The 21,265-nt window shown below is 67.3% G+C and carries 14 protein-coding genes; 10 read left to right on the top strand and 4 right to left on the bottom strand.

The window, feature by feature from the left end; genetic code table 11:
- Positions 1–19 precede the first annotated feature (19 nt).
- From VSR71_RS14050 to VSR71_RS14040, 3 genes are read left to right on the top strand one after another with little or no spacing between them, the layout of a single operon-like run.
- Positions 20–1,105 carry an NAD-dependent epimerase/dehydratase family protein gene (locus tag VSR71_RS14050; protein ID WP_342914618.1) on the top strand — a complete coding sequence of 362 codons (1,086 nt, stop codon included), beginning with the start codon at positions 20–22 and terminating at the stop codon, positions 1,103–1,105.
- Positions 1,106–1,148: 43 nt separating this feature from the next.
- On the top strand, positions 1,149–3,167 hold the full coding sequence (gene asnB / locus VSR71_RS14045) for an asparagine synthase (glutamine-hydrolyzing) (RefSeq protein ID WP_342914467.1): 2,019 nt from the start codon (positions 1,149–1,151) through the stop codon (positions 3,165–3,167).
- Between the two features lie 12 nt (positions 3,168–3,179).
- Positions 3,180–4,298: a glycosyltransferase family 4 protein gene (locus tag VSR71_RS14040; RefSeq protein WP_342914466.1), complete on the top strand. Its 1,119-nt coding sequence runs from the start codon at positions 3,180–3,182 to the stop codon at positions 4,296–4,298.
- Here the strand turns inward: VSR71_RS14040 and VSR71_RS14035 are convergent.
- Entirely contained in the window at positions 4,261–5,829 is a 1,569-nt protein-coding gene (locus VSR71_RS14035; RefSeq protein WP_342914465.1) for a glucosamine inositolphosphorylceramide transferase family protein, read from the bottom strand. The two genes, VSR71_RS14040 and VSR71_RS14035, sit on opposite strands and share 38 nt — an antisense overlap.
- A gap of 165 nt (positions 5,830–5,994) precedes the next feature.
- Here VSR71_RS14035 and VSR71_RS14030 point away from each other — a divergent pair, with 165 nt between their 5' ends.
- The 3 genes from VSR71_RS14030 to VSR71_RS14020 all read left to right on the top strand — a co-directional run bounded on the left by VSR71_RS14030 (position 5,995) and on the right by VSR71_RS14020 (position 9,824).
- On the top strand, positions 5,995–7,365 hold the full coding sequence (locus tag VSR71_RS14030; protein WP_342914464.1) for a carboxylate--amine ligase: 1,371 nt from the start codon (positions 5,995–5,997) through the stop codon (positions 7,363–7,365).
- Complete coding sequence (locus VSR71_RS14025; protein WP_342914463.1) at positions 7,362–8,675, top strand: NAD(P)-binding domain-containing protein; 1,314 nt, start codon at positions 7,362–7,364, stop codon at positions 8,673–8,675. Before VSR71_RS14030 ends, VSR71_RS14025 begins: the two co-directional genes overlap by 4 nt.
- A 66-nt stretch (positions 8,676–8,741) precedes the next feature.
- Positions 8,742–9,824: an acyltransferase gene (locus tag VSR71_RS14020; protein WP_342914462.1), complete on the top strand. Its 1,083-nt coding sequence runs from the start codon at positions 8,742–8,744 to the stop codon at positions 9,822–9,824.
- Positions 9,825–9,888: 64 nt separating this feature from the next.
- Here the strand turns inward: VSR71_RS14020 and VSR71_RS14015 are convergent, their stop codons facing one another.
- Complete coding sequence (locus VSR71_RS14015) at positions 9,889–11,070, bottom strand: hypothetical protein (protein ID WP_342914461.1); 1,182 nt, start codon at positions 11,068–11,070, stop codon at positions 9,889–9,891.
- Positions 11,071–11,126: 56 nt separating this feature from the next.
- Positions 11,127–12,380 carry a lipopolysaccharide biosynthesis protein gene (locus VSR71_RS14010; protein WP_342914460.1) on the bottom strand — a complete coding sequence of 418 codons (1,254 nt, stop codon included), beginning with the start codon at positions 12,378–12,380 and terminating at the stop codon, positions 11,127–11,129.
- A 608-nt stretch (positions 12,381–12,988) separates the two neighbouring features.
- Between VSR71_RS14010 and VSR71_RS14005 the strand changes: the two genes are divergently transcribed.
- From VSR71_RS14005 to VSR71_RS13990, 4 genes are all read left to right on the top strand, one after another.
- Positions 12,989–14,158, top strand: a complete 1,170-nt coding sequence (locus VSR71_RS14005; RefSeq protein WP_342914459.1) for a polysaccharide biosynthesis/export family protein — start codon at positions 12,989–12,991, stop codon at positions 14,156–14,158.
- Between the two features lie 14 nt (positions 14,159–14,172).
- Positions 14,173–14,646, top strand: a complete 474-nt coding sequence (locus VSR71_RS14000) for a low molecular weight protein-tyrosine-phosphatase (RefSeq protein WP_342914458.1) — start codon at positions 14,173–14,175, stop codon at positions 14,644–14,646.
- Positions 14,643–16,880 (top strand): polysaccharide biosynthesis tyrosine autokinase, encoded by a 2,238-nt coding sequence (locus VSR71_RS13995; protein WP_342914457.1) that lies wholly within the window; start codon positions 14,643–14,645, stop codon positions 16,878–16,880. The genes VSR71_RS14000 and VSR71_RS13995 overlap by 4 nt, the downstream gene beginning before the upstream one ends.
- Positions 16,881–17,046: 166 nt before the next feature.
- Entirely contained in the window at positions 17,047–18,675 is a 1,629-nt protein-coding gene (locus tag VSR71_RS13990; protein ID WP_342914456.1) for a right-handed parallel beta-helix repeat-containing protein, read from the top strand.
- A 115-nt stretch (positions 18,676–18,790) separates the two neighbouring features.
- On the opposite strand, the gene VSR71_RS13985 is transcribed toward VSR71_RS13990, so the two are convergent.
- On the bottom strand, positions 18,791–21,220 hold the full coding sequence (locus VSR71_RS13985) for a polysaccharide biosynthesis tyrosine autokinase (protein ID WP_342914455.1): 2,430 nt from the start codon (positions 21,218–21,220) through the stop codon (positions 18,791–18,793).
- Between the last annotated feature and the right edge of the window lie 45 nt (positions 21,221–21,265).

Raw genomic sequence — 21,265 nt, 5'->3', positions numbered from 1 at the left:
CGCCATGGAGTCACAGCTCATGCATGAGAGCGCCTACGCGCACCTGAAGACACGCCTGGCCGCCACGCCGCGCACGTGGCTCATCACCGGCGTCGCCGGATTCATCGGCAGCAACCTGCTCGAAGCGCTGTTGCGGCTCGACCAGCGCGTGATCGGCCTGGACAACTTTTCCACCGGGCACCGCCGCAACCTGTGCGAGGTCGAGTCGCTGGTGCCGCCCAGGCAGTGGGCCAACTTCCAGTTCGTCGAAGGGGATATCCGCAACCCCGAGCACTGCCGCAACGCCATGCTGTTCCGTGCGCCCGCGCGCGCAGGGACGGCCGCGGCGCTGCATCCGGTGGACTTCGTGCTGCACCAGGCGGCGCTCGGCTCCGTGCCCCGCAGCCTCGAGGATCCGGTCTCGACCCACAGCGTGAACATCACCGGCTTCCTGAACATGCTGGTCGCCGCCCGCGACGCGCAGGTCAAGACCTTCGTCTATGCGGCCAGCAGCAGCACCTATGGCGACCATCCGGGCCTGCCCAAGGTGGAAGACCTGATCGGCAAGCCGTTGAGCCCCTATGCGGTCACCAAGTACGCGAACGAGCTGTACGCCGACGTGTTCCACCGCTGCTATGGCGTGCATGCCGTCGGCCTGCGCTATTTCAACGTGTTCGGGCCGCGCCAGGATCCGAACGGTGCCTACGCGGCCGTGATTCCGAAATGGATCGCCGCGCTGCTGCGGCACGAGGCCGTCTGTATCAACGGCGACGGCGAGACCAGCCGCGACTTCTGCTACGTCGCCAACGCCGTACAGGTCAACCTGCTGGCCGCCACCAGCGAATACCGCGAGTCGGCCAGCCAGGTCTACAACGTCGCGGTCGGCGATCGCACCACGCTGACCACGCTGTTCGAGCTGCTTCGCGACGGACTGCAGCCCTACGGCGTGCCCGCCAGTACCCAGCCGGTCTATCGCGGCTTCCGGGCAGGTGACGTGCGCCACAGCCAGGCCGACATCAGCAAGGCGCAGAGCCTGCTGGGATACCAGCCCACGCACCGCATCCGCGACGGGCTGGCCGAGGCGATGCTTTGGTACGTGCAGAGGCAGCAGGCATTGAAGGCCTGAGCGCAACCACGCGACCACGCGACCACGCAACCGGAACACGACAATGTGCGGACTTGCAGGATTCCTCGGCGGCTCACCCACCCCCACGGCCGACCGCGCGGCGCTGCTCGCCGCGATGGCCAGGCAGATCCGCCATCGCGGACCGGATCACGGCGATACCTGGTGCGATCCGGACAAGCCGTTCGGCCTGGCGCACCGGCGCCTGGCCATCGTCGACCTGTCCGCTGCCGGGCAACAGCCGATGACGGCAGCCAGCGGCCGCTATGTGATTGCGTACAACGGCGAGGTCTACAACCACCTGGAACTCCGCGCCGAGCTGGAGCGTGCGGGGGCCGCCCCGCGCTGGCGGGGGCACTCCGACACCGAAACGCTGCTTGCCGGCATCGACGCCTGGGGCGCCGATGCCACGGTGCGGCGTGCGCAGGGCATGTTCGCCTTTGCGTTGTGGGACCGGCAGACGGGCACCCTGACACTGGCGCGCGACCGCCTCGGCGAGAAGCCGCTTTACTACGGCTGGCAGGGGACAGGCCAGGCACGTACCTTCCTGTTCGGCTCGGAGCTGAAGGCGTTGCGGCGCCATCCGGCGTTCGAGGGTCGCATCGACCGCGACGCGCTGTGCCTGTTCATGCGCCACAACAATGTAGCCGGCAGCCATTCGATCTACCAGGGCATCGCCAAGCTGCCGCCCGCGCATCTGCTGACGCTCTCGCTGCGGGCTCCTGATCCCGTGCTGCGGCCCTATTGGTCGGGCGCGGCGGCGGCGCTCGATGGCGTGCGGCATCCGTTCGCCGGCACGCCCGAGGAAGCCGTGGACAGCCTGGAGACGCTGCTGCGCGACGCGGTGGGCCGCCAGATGATGGCGGACGTGCCGCTCGGCGCCTTCCTGTCCGGCGGCGTCGATTCGTCGACCGTGGTGGCGCTGATGCAGGCGCAATCGCCGCAGCCGGTGCGCACCTTTTCCATCGGCTTCCACAATTCGGACTACAGCGAGGCGGTGTACGCCAAGGCGGTCGCGCGGCACCTGGGCACCAGCCATACCGAGCTATACGTCACGCCGGAACACGCGATGGCGGTCATCCCTGAGTTGCCCGGCAGCTACGACGAGCCGTTCGCCGACTCCTCGCAGATCCCGACGCTGCTGGTCAGCCAGCTGGCGCGGCGCCACGTCACCGTGTCGCTGTCCGGCGACGCCGGCGACGAGCTGTTCGGCGGCTACAACCGCTACCAGATCACCGCGGAGCTGTGGCAACGGCTGTCGCGCATCCCCGCTCCGATGCGCGCCGCCGCGGCATGGGGACTGACGCGTTTCTCCCCGCAGCGCATCGACCAGCTCGCCGCCACGCTGCCCATCGCCTCGCGCTGGAACAATCTCGGCGAGAAGGTCCACAAGGGCGCCGGCGTCATGGCCGCGCACTCGTCGACCGAGCTGTATCGGGGCATGGTGTCGCACTGGCAGCACCCGGAGGCGCTTGTGATCGGCGGCACGGAACCGGAAACGATGACGGATAGGCTGCCGGACGATGCGCAGTCCCTCGGCGCACTGGCGGATGTCGAGCGCATGATGGCGCTGGACATGCTGGGCTACCTGCCCAACGACATCCTGGCCAAGGTGGACCGCGCGGCAATGCGCCACAGCCTGGAGACGCGCATACCGTTCCTGGATCACCGCGTGGTCGAGTTCGCCTGGCGCCTGCCGCTGGCGTGCAAGGTGCGCAAGGAAGCCGGCGGATACACCACTAAATGGGTGCTGCGCCAGGTACTGGACCGCTATGTGCCCAGGGCGCTGATCGAGCGCCCCAAGATGGGCTTCGGCATTCCGATCGACGCGTGGCTGCGCGGCCCGCTGCGCGACTGGGCCGAGGATCTCCTGGACGAGCGGCGCCTGCGCCAGGAGGGCTTCCTGAATCCGGAGCCTATCCGCGGCCGCTGGGCCGAGCACCTCGCCGGGCGGCGCAACTGGCAGCATCCGCTGTGGTGCGTGCTGATGTTCCAGGCCTGGCTGGCGCACGAGCGCGCACCGCAGCAGTCCTCCCAACAACAGGCCTGCGAGGCCGTCGCTTAGCAGGAGACCGGCATGCGCTTCCTGATGATCGCCAGCTTCGGCGAGTCACTGCTCAATTTTCGCGGACCGCTCATCGCTGCCTTGCAGGAAAAGGGCATGGAAATGCATGTGGCGGCGCCGGGCCTGCCCGCGGGCGCACCGGTGCGCACCGCGCTGGAGTCGCGCGGCGTGATCGTGCATGACGTGGTCCTCGAACGCACCGGCATGAACCCGCTGGCCGATGCGCGCTCCATGCTCGCGCTGCATCGGCTGATGCGGCGGATCCGGCCCGACAGCGTGATGTGCTACACCATCAAGCCGGTGATCTATGGCTTGATGGCCGCCTGGCTGGCGCGCGTGCCGCGCCGCTTCGCGCTGATCACCGGGCTTGGCTACGCGTTCCGCGAGGACAGTGGCAGAAGCGGGCTGCGCGCGGTGGTACAGCGCCTCTATGCGCTGGCGCTCAGCCGCGCGCATACGACCTTTTTCCAGAATCCGGACGACGAGGCGCTGTTCCGCCGGCTGAGCATCCTGCCCCCTGGCAAGCGCTCGTGCATCGTCAATGGCTCGGGCGTGGACGTCGGGAGTTTCCAGGTTGCGCCGCTGCCCGACGACGGTCCGCGCTTCCTGCTGATCGCGCGCCTGCTTGGCGACAAGGGCGTACGCGAGTATGCCGAGGCGGCCCGGCGGGTCCGGGCCCGCGGCGCCAGCGCCCGCTTCAGCCTGGCAGGCTTCATCGACGCCAGCCCGGATGCCATTGCGCAGCATGAACTGGACGCCTGGATCGCAGACGGCACGGTCGACTACCTCGGGCGCCTGTCGGATGTCCGGCCCGCCATCGCCGGCTGCAACGTCTATGTGCTGCCTTCGTACGGCGAAGGCACGCCGCGCTCGGTGCTCGAAGCCATGGCAATGGGTCGCCCGGTCATCACCACCGATGCGCCCGGCTGCCGCGAGACCGTGGTCGACGGCGACAACGGCGTGCTGGTGCCGGTCAAGTCCGTCGGCGCGCTGGAGCAGGCCATGATGCAGCTGATCGAGGACTGGGAGCGCGTCGTGCGCATGGGCCAACGCTCCCGGCAGATCGCGGAGAGCAAGTACGACGTGCACAAGGTCAACGCCGTGATGCTTCGCGAGATGGGTTTCGAGTAGGCGCCGGCAGGCGCAAGGCGCGGCCGGCACGCGCCACGATCCGGTGCCAGAGCAGGCCCGCGCGGAACAGGTGGCGCTTGCCGTCCACCACGACGCGGTCGCCCCAGTCCGACAGGGTATGCAGGCCATCCGGGTTGAGGCGATCGCTCTCGGGGCTGATGCGCCCCACGGTCTCTTCCCGATAGAACTCCGGCGTGCAATGCACGATGCGGTTGACCGCGATGGCCTGCCCGTAGCCGCTCTTGCACACCTGCGCCACGCGCAGCAGCTGGCCGCCAGCGCGCACGACCGAGCCGGCCGCGCGCGCCGATCCGTTGTCGAACCTGACGGGATTCTGCGCGTGCGGCTGCCATGGCCCGAGCAGGTTGTCGGCATGGCACAGGCAGACGTTGTCGAACTGCCCCATCGCGACATCGGTGTAGAGCAGCCAGAAGCGGCCCTCATGTTCGAAAATGGTCGGGTCGACCGCCGCGACGTCTTCCAGCAGCACGGCGACCTGCCGCCAGCCGCCTGACTCGTCCTGGCGGTTCAGCACGCAGCGCCGGCTCTGCGACGACTCGGCCACGCAGTACAGCGCGCCGTCGTGGCGGAACAGGTACGGAAACGACAGGTGCCCCGGCAGTCCCAGATCGATCGGTCCGGCAGCGGACGGCGCGTCGTGCGCGCCCAGCTTCAGCCTGACGATGCGGCCGAGGCCCCGGCGCAGGTCGACTTCCTCGCAATAGATTTCGTCCGGCCTGCCCGGCACGCCGAAGGGATCGGCCCAGCAATGCGAATCCGCGCGCGTGCCGAGCCAGCGCACCGTCAGCCGCTGCGCGCGCACGGCCTCGGCAAAGGTCATGTCGACGAGCCCGATCATCCAGTGCTCGACCAGCAGGAAACCCTTGACCTGGATGGCAGCGTGGGCGGCGAGCGCGCGCGTGCGCCAGAGCAGGCGCTGCCATGCGGCGGGGCGCGCGTGCGCTCGCCGCTCACCCGGCCACGGCGCACGCGCTGCCAGGCCGCCAAGGGCACGGATCTCGCGCAGCGCACCGTCGAGCAGCGACGCGCCCATGACGGCAAGGCGTTCTTGCGGAATCTTCTCGCAGGGTTCGGCATAGCCGCGGGCCGTGTCAAGCAGGAACACGCCCGCGTCCTTCCAGGCCACCAGTTCCAGCACGATGCCGGCGCCGTTGGCGTGGGTCTCCAGGCCGTGGTGCGGATCACCCGGCGGGAGCCCCCGCCCGTCGCAGAGGCGCCACATGCCCTCGACGGCGTGGCCGCGCCAGCCCGTATCGAGCTCGCCGGTGAGATCGACGATTGCCACGGGCGACATCAACGGCCCGGACACCTGCTGCGCGCCATCGGGGGCATCGCCGGGCTTGCCAGGCAGACGCATCGCTTCCGGCGCGCGCACGATGACGCGGCTGGTGCCGGAGGCGCGCAGACGCCGTATCACGGATGCCTCCCAGCCTGCCGGCTCGTGCGCGGTCGCCGCGACCACGATGACCAGGCCCTGCGGCGCAGCGGCCTCTGGAAACTGACCGGACATGTCTTCCCCCTGGCGATACTGTGCAACGCCACTGCATGCATTTAGCTCCATCATGCACGGCGCCAACACTAGCCTTAGGGTGGAACCGCATTCATGCTTCGGTAGGTATGAGGCCGGCCGGCAAGGCGCGCACGCGGCGTCGTGTTGCCGTGGCGAAGCCGGGGTATGTGGGGCCCCGTACGGATACCCCGATTGCGTCGATCTAGATTTGCGGTGTCGGCCCGGCGCACACCCTTCCAGCGTGTGCGGCCGACGGGCGCTCGGATCAGATCCGGCATTCCTCTGCGCACCTGCTGTCACGTACAGCCTTATTCCCTCCTGGAGATCATGATGAAAAGCAGGCTCGATGCGGCAGAGATGCCCGCGGCGGTAGTCGTCGGCGGCCAGCTCGGCGGGCTTGGACTGGTGCGGTCGCTGGGAAACCAGGGGATTCCCGTCATCGTGGCGGAAACGAAGCGCGCCGCGGCGGCACTGTGGTCCCGCCATGCCCGCCGGCATGTCATCCGCGGTTTCGTGGGGCGCGATTTCATCGACGACATGATTGCACTGGCGCGCAGCCTGGGGCATCGGCCAGTGTTGTACCTGACTGACGAGGATGCCGTCCACAGCGTCTCGGAAGCGCGCGAGGAGTTGGCACGCTGGTACCGGTTCCGCCTGCCGTCCGCGCAGGGCGTGCGCATGCTCAGCAGCAAGGCCGCCTTCCACCGCTTTGCGCAGGACCATGGCTTCCCGGTACCCCGCACGGTGATCCTGAATGGCCAGTTCGACGTGCCTCTGCTTTCTTCCCTGCGCTTTCCCTGCGTGATCAAACCCGACGACAAGCGCCAGGCGCTGAGCGGGGACAAGGAGCGCGCCATCCGCGTGGAATCGCTGGCCGAGGCGCAGGAACACGCCCGCGCCATGTTGCGCACGCCGGGCGGCATCGTCGCGCAGGAATGGATCGACGGCCCGCAGAGCAATATCTATTTCACCCTCTTCTACCGCGGCAAGGACGGCAAGGCGGCAGCGGTGTTTACGGGCAGGAAGCTGGCCTGCTGGCCGCCCGACATCGGCAGCACCGCCGTCTGCGTCGGCGCGCCGGAAGCTCACGCCGAGCTGGAGCGGATCACGCTCGACTTCGCCAGCGCTGCCGGCTTCGACGGCATGGGCAGCATGGAGTACAAGTGGGACGACAAGCACCGGCGCTTCGTGATGATCGAGCCGACCGTCGGGCGCATCGACTGGCAGGAAGAAATCGCCACGCTGTGCGGCGTGAACATCCCGCTGGCGGCGCATCGCCACGAACTGGAATTGCCCGACCTGCCCTGTGCCCCCGTCAGGTCCGACACAGTCTGGCGCGCCACCATCATCCGCGGAGCGCCGGCCGGCCTGATGCCGCCCGGGGCACAGACCTTTGACGGCTATCTGCGCTGGGATGACCCGCTGCCGGCCCTCCATCACTACTGCCTGAACCCGCCGCTCGAACGCTTGCGTCAGCGGTGGAACGGCTGGTTTCCTTCCAATCGTCGCGAGCAGGTCCAACAGGAACAGCAATGATCTCGACCACAGATACCGCGATTATCGGTGCCGGCCCGTACGGCCTGTCGATCTCGGCCCACCTCAGCCATCGTGGCGTGCCCCACCAGGTGCTCGGCGAGCCCATGCTTGCCTGGCGCAATTTCATGCCGCCCGGAATGCTGATGCGCTCCGAGGCCTTTGCCTCGGACCTGTATGCGCCCTTCGCCGGCTACAGGCTGGAGGATTACAGCCGCCGCATGCACCTGCCGTATGCCCCGATCGGCATGCGCTTGCCGCTGGAACGGTTTGTCGAATACGGTCTTTGGTTCCAGTCGCAACTGGTCAGCCATGTGCGCCCGGTGGAAGTCACCGAGCTGCGCCGCCAGCACGATGGCTTCCGCGTATCCCTGAGCGACGGGGGCACGCTGCTTGCGCGGCGCGCGGTAGTTGCCCTCGGGCTCAAGGGGTTCGAGCACACGCCGCCGTCGCTGCAAGGGCTGCCCAGGCCGCACGTGCTGCACTCAGGCGAAATCGGCAACCTGATGTGGGCGCGCGGCAAGCGCATCGTGATCGTCGGCGGCGGGCAATCGGCCCTCGGGCTGGCGGCGCTGTTCAACGAACTGGGCGCGCATGTCCGTGTACTGGTCCGCGACAGCATCATTACCTGGAACAAGGACCCCGAGGTCGACCGCAGCCTGATCTCGCGCATGATCCGTCCTGAGGGCGGGCTGGCCCAGGGCTGGTATCCCTATGTGCTGTCGGAATTTCCCCAGGTGTTCCGGTCGCTGGGGCAACGGCTGCGCAAGCGGATCGCCGAGACTTCGTTCGGCCCTTCGGGCGCGTGGTGGCTGCGCGACCGCGTGGTCGGCAAGGTCGATGTCCAGATGCAGACCACCGTCCGGCAAGGCGCGGTCCACAATGGCGAAGTGGTGCTGGACGTGAGCAGCGGCAGCGGCCAGTCTACCGTCACCGGTGACCACGTCGTGGTCGCCACCGGCTTCAGGGTCGACCTGGCAAGGCATCCCTTCCTGTCGCCGGAGATCGTCGCGGGACTTTCGCTTGTCACAGGCTGGCCGGAGGTGTCGCGCAACTTCGAATCCCACGTACCGGGCCTCTACGTCACCGGCCCCGCGTCGGCGATGAGCTTCGGCCCGGTGCTGCGCTTCGTCTACGGCGCCAAGTATGCCGCGCCGCGCATTGCGCGGCATGTCAGCCTGCGCCATGCCGAGGAGGGTGGCAGCCGACCCTTCGAGCCGCTGGGCGTGCCACAGGCCCATGCCGAAGGCGGTCCCGGCGGGTTGCAGCGCCCGCCTGCGGCCTTCCAGGAAGCCAAGGTGCCGGCCGAATAGCGGGAGACAGCCATGGCACCCGTGACCGGGTGCCAGCGCTCCTGGCAAAGCGCACAGAGACCTGCCATGCAGCAATTCAAGCCTCTCACGAGCCTGCGCCTGTTCCTGGCCTTATGGGTGATGTGCAGGCACTGGTTCCATGCCTACGGCGCGCAAGGCACGTTCTTCGACATCGGCTTTACCAGTACCTGGTTCGACCACGGCTACCTGGGCGTCGACGGCTTCTTTATCCTCAGCGGCTTTATCCTTGCCTACAACTACGATCCGGCGCCGGGCAGGGGGATAGAGTGGAAGCGGTTCATCGTGGCGCGCATCGCCCGCATCTACCCGGTCTACCTCGTTTGCCTGCTCGCCTTCGCGCTCGCCGTGATCGCGCGCGACCTGCTGCTGCACACGAACAACGTCGGTACGGGCGCCTATACCGCGTCGAACTTCCTGCAGGAAATGCTGATGCTGAGCGCGTGGCGCTATGCCGGTGGCATCGGCTGGAATGACGTCGGCTGGTCGGTCAGTGCCGAGTGGTTCGCCTATGTATTCTTTCCGCTCTTCCTGCTGGTCGCGCCGCGGCTGAACCGGGCCCGCATCCTGCTGGCGGGCGGCATGGCCCTGGCGGCGCTGGCAGCCGTGGAAGCCACCTCCCCCGACCATTTGTCGCTGAGCGGCGGCGTAGCGCGGCTGGTTCCCGAATTCCTGCTGGGGGTTCTGCTCTGCCGGCTGCGCTCAGCGATGCCGCGTCATGAGGGCTTGCGCGCCGGCGGCATGCTGTCGCTGGGCGTCTGCCTGCTGGGCGTCGGCCTGGGCGTGGATGTCCTGTTCGTGGCGGGCGCGGCCGGGCTGGTGTTCTGCCTGTCCTATCCCAGGGATGCACTGACGCGCGTTTTGTCGCTGCGCGGCCTGGTATTCCTCGGCGAAGTCTCGTACTGCATCTACATCGTGCAGCGCATTCCCCAATACCTGTTCGAGTTCGCGCGTGACAAGGCGGCAGCAGTGGCCACCCTGCCGGGGGTCGTGCAGGCCGCGTTGCTGCTGGCGCTGACTGTCGGCTTCGCCGTCCTGCTGCATCTTGCCATCGAGAAGCCAATGCGCGCCTGTATCAATCGCCGGGTCGGCGGGAAGATGGCGCTCGCGAAGACATTGGCCAACAGCTGACTTGCGGGACGGCTCCTGCGCGGCGCCGGTCCGGTGACCAGCGGCTGGCATTTGCGCTTGGTATTCAGCGGCTGCTGATGCGGGGTCCGTACTCCGTCGCCGGAGCGCGGCGCCTGACCTGCCTCTCCCTGATGCTGCAGATCAGCAGGCACACCAGCATCGGCACGAACATCCATTTCTGCCGCACGGAGATGCCCAGGTTCGCCGTCATCGGCGCCAGGATCAGCCAGGCGCCGATGCAGTAGATCCAGAGGAACGCGTGGTTCTTCAGCACCACGCGGCTGCCCCGCCGGTGGATCATGCCCCAGATGCCGAGCATGGCAAGCACCAGCAGCACCACGTTGTCCAGCGACGCCGCCAGGCCGAAGATGCCGTTCGCCTCGTACGGCAGGGGCCGGAACACATAAGTGAAGAGCTGCATCGGCAGCGACATGCTGGCGATGTCGATACCGCCTCCGCCCTGCTGGTTGTAGCCCTGGCGCGTTTCGACATACGCCTCGATGGTGGCGGCATCCTTCGCCTCGCCCAGGCCCGCGTACTGCATGGTGAACGGCACGATGGCCGCGGTGGCGACCATTGCCACGCTGACCAGCGCAACCCGCCACTTCCAGCTCATCTTCGCCGAGATCACCATCGCGGCAGCCAGCGACAGGATCATCACCGCCGCTATGTGCGGCCGCATCAGGAACATGCACACGATCGCGATGATCATGAGCCAGCTGCGGCGCGGCATGGACATGCTTGCCCACAGCGCAAGGCTGGTCGCCATGAAGGCAACCGAGTCCTTGCCGATGGCGGCGGTCCAGAAGCTGACAGAGGGCAACAGCACGATCACAATGGCCAGGCCCCGCAGGAACCGGCTCCTGCCCGCGGTCACCGTCCGCAGCACGGCGTCGAATGCCAGCAGGCCGATGGCCCCGAAGATGTTGAAGACAAGAAACACCCCGAGGTACGACATGCCAAGGTACTGCGAGAAGATATGGGCGAAGTAGCTCACGGCGCGCGTGCCGATGGCGAACTCCGGTGACGGCAACAGCGAAGCCTCGAAGTAGTCCGCTGCATCCCCGCCGGTCTCCATCACCAGCTTTGCGTAGACGATGCAGAAGATCGTGTGCCAGGCATAGAGCAGCAGCGCCCATTTCGGCCGTGTGCCGAACTTTCTGCCCGTGCTCACCGCCACCAGCGCGCCTGCCAGCAGCACGAGTGTCGCGCTGATTACATGCCACGCAGTCGATGCGTATTCCATGGTCGAAGCCCCAAGCAAGAATTGGCCACTGCAGGCGCGCCGCGGTCACGCCGCCGTCATGCCGCCTGCTCCACCGCGACCGGCTCGCGGGAGCGAAGGAAGAACCCGATGCCGGCGAGCACGGCCACCGCGTTGCCCGCGATATAGCCATAGACGGCACCGCGGGCACCGTAGGCCGGGATCGCAATGAGGTCCACCACGACCATGGTGCAAAGCACCAGCAGCCATTTTTCCACCAGCCAGTTCGGCTTGCGCAGGAAGATCACCAGCAGCGACAGTGCCGCATCGGCGAACACCAGTCCGGACGCCATCGCGGAAAGGCGCAGCAGGCTGGCCGCAGCGTCATAGTGCTCGCCGTAGATCAGGGCGATGATCCACGGCGAGCAGTAGGCCAGCAGTCCCCCACCCACCACTCCCATCGCGACCATGCCGGCGGTCACGATCATGACGTTGCGCCGTACCAGGGCCAGATTCGGTTGCGCGTAGATCATCAGCGGAGCCACCGAGCTGGCGACGATCGCGCCGAGCATCATGAAGTTGTCCAGCACCTGCATGGAAGCCGCATAGGCACCCAGCTCGGACAGGGCAATGTGCGGCTTGAGCAGCAGTTGATCGACGCGCTTGGCACAGAGCATCAGCATCATGCCCATCCAGAACACCGTGCCGTCGCGCAGCAGCGTGCGGGCCAGCGACCAGTCAAACTGCACCGCGACGCGCGGGCTGCGCTTGCGGTAGTAGCGGCCCAGCAGCACGGCAAACAGCAGGGATTCCACGGCGACCACCCAGGCATAGTCCGGCGCCGAATCGGTGCCCGCCAGGTAAAGCGCCCCGACCGCAACCATCCGGAAGGCAAGGCCGACCATGCCGAAGATCACGCCCGGGCGACTGTCGGTACGCGACTGCAGCCAGGAGCGCACCGCGCCGAACGGTTCGCGGAACAGCATGGGGATACCCACGATGAAGACGATCACGACAATGACCTGATCGTCTTCCGTCATGGCCACGACCGCCACGAGAATTACATAGCCCACCATCGCGGCAAGCTCGCGCAAGCCGAAGACATGGGCCAGCAGCCTGTGCTGCGCGGCCGGCGCCTGGTCGGCAACCAGGCGCGGGATGACCACTTCGTTGCCGCAGATCAGCGCGAACGCCGAGGCAATCAGCACCAGTGACTGCGCGTACTGGAACTCCGCAAAGCCCACAGGCCCGACGGCGCGTGCGATCAGGGCTACGCTCGCGATGCCGAACACCACCTGAAGGCCCCGCTCCAGCACCAGCCAGAGCACGTTGCGGGCAATCTGCATACGCATGCCAGTTTCTCCCGAAAGAAGATCGGTAACGTCGTTGCCGGCGCGGCCGGCGGGTGTGCCGTGCGGCCTGCCGGTCTTGCCGGCCTTCAGCGGAACCCTTCTGCAATGGCACGATCAGGCATCGTCACGCGGCGCTGCCCTGCACAGCATGCTGTTGCTGGACACATGCCCCGCCCGAGTCGCCCTGACAGCGCCCTGGTTCTGAAGGTCCGCCCCCTGGCCTGCACCGATTCCAAACATTGTGTCAGCGCCGCCGCCGCGCTCACTGTTGCCCCCCGCACACTGGCGGCCATCCTGCCGTGTCGCTCTCACGGACCATTGCCTATGCTCGATTCGCTGACCAGACATGTTGCCGTACCGGCGGTGTTTCTCCGCAGATTACAGCCTTGCCCTGGCAGCGGCATCGTCCAGATGGTTCATCTCCTCCTGATGGAGGAGCCGGGCCGCGGCCCGTGCCGTGCTGCCTTGGCTACGGCAGCTTTCGGGGCATCTCCGCCCGCATGCAATGTGTGTCAGCGCACCGAGCTTTTCGGCCGGCATTCCTACGATCAGCGCATCGTGGGTGCAGTGCCGGCTTGGGTGCTTGCCCGCTTCGCGAGGAGATCGCCGTGAGATCAATCTGCAGTCGTAACATCCAGCGTCGTCCCAACCAAGCCAGGCGCCGCGGCCCGGCGGCATTGCTGCTGCCGCTTCTGAGCGCAGCGCTGCTGTCCGCTTGCGCCGCCTCTCCCGGCATGGTTTTCGACAGCAACGCCCCGGTCAAGGCGGTCGGGCCCGACGCGAAGCCAAGCGTGACGCCGATCACGCTCGACCTCGTGCGCGAGCTGCGCAGCAAGAGCAAGCCAGCCAACGAGCGCGTCGAAGAGCTGTTCGCCAAGGCGGAGCCGTACCGGATCGGCCCGGGCGACATTATTTCCGTGGTGGTCTGGGACCACCCGGAACTGGTCTTTCCGACCCAGACCTACAGCCCCGCGGCCAGCCTTGAGATCCCGCAGTCAAGCGGCGGCTCCAACCTGCCCGGCTACGTGGTGAGCCCGCAGGGAGACATCCAGTTCCCCTATGCCGGCGTCATGAAGGTTGCCGGCAGGACCGCCAACGAAGTGCGCAAGGAGATGGCCCGCATCCTCTCCCGGGTGGTGCGCGACCCGCAGATGACCGTGCGCGTGCTGGGCTTCCGCAGCCAGCGCGTCTACGTCGACGGCGAAGTGCGCACCCCGGGCATGCTTGCCATCGACGACGCGCCCATGACGCTGGTCGAGGCGCTCAACCGTGCCGGCGGCGTGCTCAACCTGACCGGCGACAACAGCCGCATACGGGTGACGCGCGGCGAACGCAGCTGGTACGTCAATATCCCGGCGCTGCTGGCCAAGGGCGTCGACCCGGCGCGCATCATGCTGCGCTCCGGCGACATCGTGCGCGTGGAGCAGCGCGAGGACAACAAGATCTTCGTGACCGGCGAAGTGGCGAAGCCGTCGTCGCTGCTGATGCGCAACGGGCGCATGACACTGAACGAGGCGCTGGGTGACGCAGGCGGCGTCAATCCGGGCACGGCCAATGCCGAGCAGATCTTCGTCATCCGCAAGGAGGCGAGCGGCGAGCCCAAGGTGTTCCACCTGGACGGCACGTCGCCGGCGGCGCTTGCCATCGCCGAAGGCTTTGAGCTGGAGCCGAAAGACGTGGTCTATGTCGACGCCCGCGACCTGGTTCGCTGGAGTCGGGTGATGAACCTGCTTCTGCCGTCCACATCGCTGTTGGGCACGGCGTCAGGACTCAAATAAGCGAGTGAACCGGTATGCAAAGAACCATCCTCGTCGTCTGCCTCGGCAATATCTGCCGCAGCCCGATGGCGGCCGTGCTGCTCAACCGCGCCCTGCCTGACTGCAGGGTGACCTCCGCCGGGCTGGCGCCGCCGGTCGGCGCCGCGGCGGATCCGCGCGTCGTGCGCCTTCTGGCCAACGAAGGCTGCAGCCTGGCCGGACACCGCGCCCGCGCCGTGGACCATGCCCTGGTGGAATCCGCGGACCTGGTGCTGGTCATGGAAAGCCTCCAGCGGGAAACGCTCGAGGAGCGTTTCCCGCAGTCGCGCGGCAAGACCTTCAGGCTTTGTGAAGGACTGGACCTTGACATACCCGACCCGTACGGCTGTTCGCAGCAGATGTTCAGCATCGTCCTGGAATTGATCAAGCAGGGAATCTCGTCCTGGTCGCTGCAACTGGAGCGGGAGAACTCCGTTGCCGCGGCTGACAGCCACAGGGAGCCGACATGAGAGCGATAAGCAAGCGGGATGAGACATTCGAGGAACCCGTCGAGCGCGAAAAGTCCATCGACCTGACTTCGTATCTCGACATCCTGGTCCGCTATCGATGGACGTTCCTGGGCGCCGCCGTCGTCGTCGTCGCGCTGGGGCTGTTCTACGCGCTGATCGCGTCGCCGGTCTACCGCTCCGACGTCGTGGTGCAGGTGGAAGAGAGCAATAGCCCGGTGAATAGTGCCGCGAAGCTGTCCACGTCGATATCGCCGGGGCTGGACATCAAGCCGGAGGCCTCGGCGGAAATCGAACTGCTGCGCTCCCGGATGGTCGTCGGCAAGGCCATTGCGGCGCTGCGTCTCGATATCGAAGCGCGGCCGCGCTACTTTCCGCTGGTCGGACAGGCCATTGCGCACTTCAACCAGGACTTGTCCAAGCCGGGCCTGTTCGGCTGGGGTGGCTACGCCTGGGGCCGCGAAGCGATTACCGTGCAGCAGCTGGACGTGCCGGAGTCGATGGAAGATAGCAGGATCCTGCTGACGGCGACCGGCGCCGGGGGTTACTCGGTGTCGTTCAATGGCGGCGAGATCAGGGCCGACGGCAAGGTCGGCACGCTCCTCTCCGTCGCAACGCCGGCGGGACCCGTGCACCTGCTGGTCAAGGAACTCGACGCGCGCAGCGGCGTGCGCTTCGACCTGCGTCGCGTGCCGCGCAGCGCTGCTATCGCCAGCTTGCAGAGCAGGCTGGTGATCACCGAGCGCGGCCGGCAAAGCGGCGTGATCGGCATCTCGCTGGAAGGCAGCGACCCCAGGATGGTGGCTGGCACCCTCAATGAAATCGCCAACGCCTACGTGGAGCAGAACGTGCTGCGCAAGGCCGCCGAAGCAGAGAAATCGCTGGCCTTCCTGGAGCAGCAGTTGCCGCAGCTCAGGCAGCAGGTCGAAACCTCGGAGAACCGTTACAACGCCATGCGCAACCAGCGCGGCACCGTTGACCTGCCCGAGGAATCCAGGCTGATGCTGAACCAGTCGGTGCAGCTCCAGACCAAGCTGCAGGAGCTTCGCCAGAAACGGCAGGAACTGGACGCGCGCTTCACGCCAAACCATCCCATCATCTCGCTGATCGACGGCCAGATCGCCAGCGTCAACGCGCAGATCAACGGGCTGACCGGCCGCATCCAGAAGCTGCCTGACGTCGAGCAGAACGTACTGCGCCTGATGCGCGACGTGAAGGTCAGCACCGAGATGCTCCAGTCGCTGCTGAACGACATGCAGCAGCTCAAGCTGATGAAGGCCAGCAAGGTCGGCACCTCGCGCCTGGTCGACGCGGCGGAAGTGCCGATCAACCCGATCCGCCCGAACCGCGAGGTAATTGCCACGCTGGCGGTCGTGCTCGGCCTGTTCGCCGGCCTGGCGGGGGTCATCCTGCGCCACGCCTTCAACGGCGGCGTCGCGGATGCCGATGAGATCGAGCGGCGCACGGGCATGGTGGTCTACACCACGATCCCCTTCAGCCCGCAGGAAGCACAAACGCAGGACGACGCCAAGGGCGGCGGGCTGCTGGTGCGCCGGCAGCCTGACGATCCCGCCGTGGAGACGCTGCGCAGCTTCCGCACCGCGCTGCAGTTCGCACTGGCCGGGAACAAGAACCGGACCGTGGTCATCACCGGGCCCGCACCCGGCGTGGGCAAGTCCTTCATCTGCGCGAACTTCTCGGCGATCGCCGCCAGCGGCAAGCGCGTGGTGCTGATCGACGCCGACCTGCGGCGCGGGTCCCTGCATCGCCGCTTTGGCGCCCGGCGCACGCCGGGGCTCACCGAACTGCTGCTGGGTGCGCCGTTCGAGCAGGTCGTGCAGAGGGAAGTGGCGCCTGGCCTGGACTTCATTTCAACGGGCAGCGAGCCGCCGCATGCCGCGGATGTCCTGCTCAGCCCGGCGATGGAGAACCTGATCGACACGCTGACGATGCGGTACGACCTGGTCATCATCGACACCCCGCCGATCCTGGCGGCGACCGACGCCGGCATCCTGGCCAGCAAGGCAGCCGCCGTGTTCCTGGTGGCGCTCGCGGAGAAGACCACCGTCGGCGAGCTGCAGGCATCCCAGCGGATGCTCCAGCAGAGCGGGGCGGACGTCAAAGGCGTACTGCTCAATGGCCTGCGCATCGAGGGTCGCTGGTACCGCGCCCATTACTACTTCGGCAAGTACCGTTACCTCGGCGAATACAGCGCGAAACCGGCCAAGCGCGCCTGAGCGCAGCAAGGACTGTCGCCGCGCTTCCGGCCATTGCTGGTGATTGCCGGCTTGGTTGCCGGCTTGGTTGCCGGCTTGACTGCCCTCCGTCCGCTGCCGGACCGGAGGGCTTGCCATTCGGGCGCGCGGCGGCAGGCGAATGCGGCCGCCGGCTCAGGCAGCGCACTTGCGTAGCCTGGTCCGCTATGCCGATGCTGGCCCCGGGCAGAGGCTGGCAAATCCATCGCGTCACTCAAAGGGGAGCGCCATGTCTGCTTCGCCGAAGCGAACCAAGCCGAAGCTGGTCCGGACTGCCATCGCTGCAGCCGTCTGTTGTGCATGCCTGCCGCTTGCGGGCCATGCGCAGCCAGGATTCCAGGCTGCTGCCAGGAGCCCGGATGAAGCCGGAGATCCTTGTCCGCTGCTGACCGCCGAGAAGCGGGCGTATCCCGGCGCGATCGTGAAGTCCATCACCGCCTACGGGGCCAGGGGGGATGGCGTGATGGACGACTATGCCGCGTTCCAGAGAATGGCGGCAGAGATTTCCAACTACAGGTATATCAAGCGCAAGATCGTATATTTCCCCAAGGGCACCTACAACATCGATCGCTTCGCGATCGCCGGCGGCCCCGGCGCGAACGGAATCCAGAATATCCGGCTGGCGAAAGCCAGCAACTTCAGCCTGATCGGCTGCACCGGTTCCGTGGTTTCCTTCAAGGGGGACTTCACCATCACCAACGACAAGAGCGGCGGTCAGTCCTGGTACTCCTACCGGCACCAGCTCGGGTTCGAGATCAGGCATTCCGACAACTTCAGGATTTCGGGCCTCGAGCTCTACGGCAACGTGGACAAGATGTCGCGGCCGCCTTCGCCGGATGGCAGGCCGCTGAGTGAAACGTCTTCACACGGTATCCAGACGAACGCGAGTTCCAACTATGAACTCAGCCACCTGAAGATCCATCACTTTGCCTGCGACGGCCTGTACATCGGCGGGGAGTTCACCGCCGATCGCAACGGCATCATCCACAACGTGGATTCCTACAACAATGCCCGCCAGGGCATGAGCATCATGCAGGCCAGGTCCTTGCGGATCACCAGATCCTCGTTCCGCGACACCGGCATCACCGGCGGGTCCTACCCGACCCATGCTCCCGCCGCCGGTGTGGATATCGAGCCCGACGCGCCAGCCGAAGGCGTGACGGCGAGAACGGGCAATATCGTCTTCGATGCCTGCCGCTTCGCGAACAACAAGGGCTCGCAGTTCGTCGGCGGCGACAATGGCAGGAACACCGAAAACGTCACCATCAGGAACTCGGAAATCGTGGGGCGCGCCGGCAACAAGCATCCCTACGTGATGATCCTGTCGGCGCCCGGATCGGTCATCGAGAACAACGTGATCGATACCGTCGATGGCGGTGTCTACCCTTCGTTTTCAGAGGGTATCGGCGACATGAAGACGGTGAACACCATCGTCAGGGGCAACACCATCCGGAGCAGCGGCGTCGGGCTTCAGGCGCTCGATGTCGGGGCCAGGGTCCTGATCGAGAACAACACACTCATCAGCACCCACACGCCGGACTACCGTGACGATTTTCCCAATATCAGGGCCGGCGTTGCCAGCTTCTCCGGCAACAGGATCGCCTATCCCCGGCAGAACTTCGGCAACAAGGCCGTGGTCGGCATCATCAAGGCATCCACGTTCAAAAACAACTCGATTACCACGGACCTGACTGGCGGCAAGTACACGATCAAGGTCGGCGCAGGCACCGATACGGCGAACAACGACGTTGGCGCGCACATCCTGTTCGCGCAATGACGGCCAGCGCACCGCCGTCCCCGGCGGTGCGCCTATCCCTGCAGCCGGCAATCTCGGATCGCACGCAGAAACGGGTACGCCGGATTACGCGGCGTCACGTCGCGCATGGCCCGGCTCAGGACCGCTTCGGCGCTTCCGCCTTTTCCAGGGCAAGGTGCTTGCTCTGCGCCAGCGGCAGCGGCATGCCCAGGTAAGGATTGATCGTGTTGAAGTCCGACCGGTTGCTGCGCCGTGGCATGACCCCGTTCAGGATCCCGCCCGCCAGCCGCGCATTGGCATGCGCCAGGCGCTTGAGGGTGTCGTCCACCTGGCCCGCCGCGGTCACGTCCGCACGCACCACCACCAGCGTCGAGCCCGCCAGGTTGGCCACCAGCGTGGCATCGGCCACGGCCAGCACCGGCGGCGTATCGACCAGCACCAGGTCGAAGCGGCCCGCGCACAGGCGCAGCGTTTCCGCCAGCGCCGGCAGCATCAGCAGCTCGGACGGATTCGCCGGCGCCGCGCCGCGGTTGAGCAGGAACAGGCCGCTGACCACGCTCGGCCTGACCGCATCGGCAATCGCGGCGCGCCCGGACAGCACTTCGGCCAGGCCCGGCTCGACCAGCTGGTCGAACCAGTCAGCCACGCGCCCGCGGCGCAGGTCGGCATCGATCAGCAGCACGCGCTGGCCGGCCTCGGCGAACAGCACCGCGAGGTTGACCGCGGTAAAGGTCTTGCCCGCGCCGCTGGCCGGGCTGGTGATCGCCACCACGCAATTGGGCGCATCGCGCAGTGCGAAGTGCAGCGCGGCGCGCAAGGTGCGCAGGCCCTCCACCGCCAGCGAATGCGGCGCGCGCCGCGACAGCAGGAACTGGTCGTGCAGCCCCTGGCGCAGCAGCCGTTCGGCGCGCGTACGCTCGTCCTCGGGCGCGGCCGCGGCGTCGGCATCGATCACCTCGGTGCCCGGCTCGGGCCAGCCCAGGCGTGCCTCGCTCGGCAGGGTGAAGCCCGCGGCAATGCCCAGGCGGCGCTTGGTCTCGATCTGGCGTTCCAGCTCGGCCTGCTCGTTGCTGAAGGCAATGTCGCCTAGCATCGCCATGCCAAGCCGCTCTTCGGCGTCGGCCGCGCTGGCCACCGACGGCCGCAGGCGCTGGCGCAGGTTGACGCCGGCCACGCCCAGGCACAGCCCGAGCAGTGCGCCCACGGAAGCGAACGGCCAGGTGCCGATCCCGACCGGCGTCACCGGCGCGATCGCGGCGTCGACCACGCGCAGCTGGCTGGAGCTGTCGGAGAGCATCAGCGACAGCTGCTCGACCTTGCCGCGCAGGGTCATGTACATGTCCTCGGCCACCTTGACGTCGCGCGTCAGCGCCACCGATTCGCGCTCGGAGGTCGACAGGCTTTGCATGCGCGCATCGATCTCGGCGCGCTCGCGCGTCATCTGCTGGATCTGGCTGTCGACCATGCGCACTTCATTGGCCTCGGTGGTAAAGCGCTGCAGCAGCCGCGTGCGCTCGAGCTTGAGCGCGGCGATCTGGCGCTGGTATTCCATGCTGTTGTTCAGGAACGACTGCGCGTCGCGGCTGGGCGCCAGCGAGCCGGTACGCGCGCGGTAGCGGGTCAGTGCCTCTTCGGCGCGGGTCAGTTCGGCCTGCACGCGCGGCAGTTCGTTGGACAGGAAGGCCAGCGTGCCGGCGGCGTCCTCGCGGCGCTTGGTGGTCTGTCCGTCGATATAGGCGCGCGTGACGCCGTTGACCAGCTCGGCGGCAAGCTGGCGGTCCGCATACTGCCAGCCCACACGCACCGTGCCGCCCGGCTGCGCCGGTGCGCCACCTGGGCTCGCGGACATCTGCGCGCCTTCGCTCTCGACCTGCAGGCCCCTGCGCACGGCCTCGGCGGTGCGTGCGAGGTCATGCCGCGTCAGCGCGAAGCGCGTCCCGGGCGCGGCCTCGATGCGGTCCACGCGCAGCGTAATGCCGTTGCCGCTGGCGGTCTCGCCGACACGGCCCTCGAGCAGCAGCACGTCGTGGTCGAAGAGGCGGTAGGCGCCGTCGCGGCGCGTCTCGAACAGCAGGGGCTGGTCCACCAGGTCTTCGGGCACGCTCATGGTGTCGACCACCAGGCGTTCGCCACCCCAGGCATAGCCCTGGCTTGCGGGCCAGGTGCCGCGCACGTGGCCGGGCGTGGAGAAGCGGTCCACCAGCGCGCCCACCAGCGGCGCGCGCAGCGGCCGCGCGGTGATATCCAGGCGCAGCCGCTCCACCACGGGCCCGACCACAGCACGGCTCTTGAGCAGCCCCGCGTCGAAGCCGGCGGCGCCTTGCGTCTGCGCCACGCTGCGCACGCCGCCGTCGCGGCCTTCCACCTGCACCAGCGCCTGCGCGCGGTATTGCGGCGGTTCGGACAACGCCACCAGTACGCCGACGCCGGCGCCGACCACGCCCGCGGCGGCGATCCAGCCCATATGGTCCATCAGTGCACGCGCCTGGCGCGTGCTGGCGGGCTGGGTTTCGCGCCGGGGGGCCGCACCTTCCGCCGGTGCGCCGGCATATGACAGTCTGCTCACGGGTACCGCTCCTCAAATGGGATCAGCGCGGCGTCCTGCGCCGCG

The sequence above is a fragment of the Cupriavidus oxalaticus genome (genome assembly GCF_038900635.1).
In the GTDB taxonomy this organism is placed as follows: Bacteria; Pseudomonadota; Gammaproteobacteria; order Burkholderiales; family Burkholderiaceae; genus Cupriavidus; species Cupriavidus oxalaticus_B.
The sequence above is the reverse complement of the archived record's forward strand: the minus strand, read 5'-3'. Positions and strand labels throughout refer to the sequence as shown.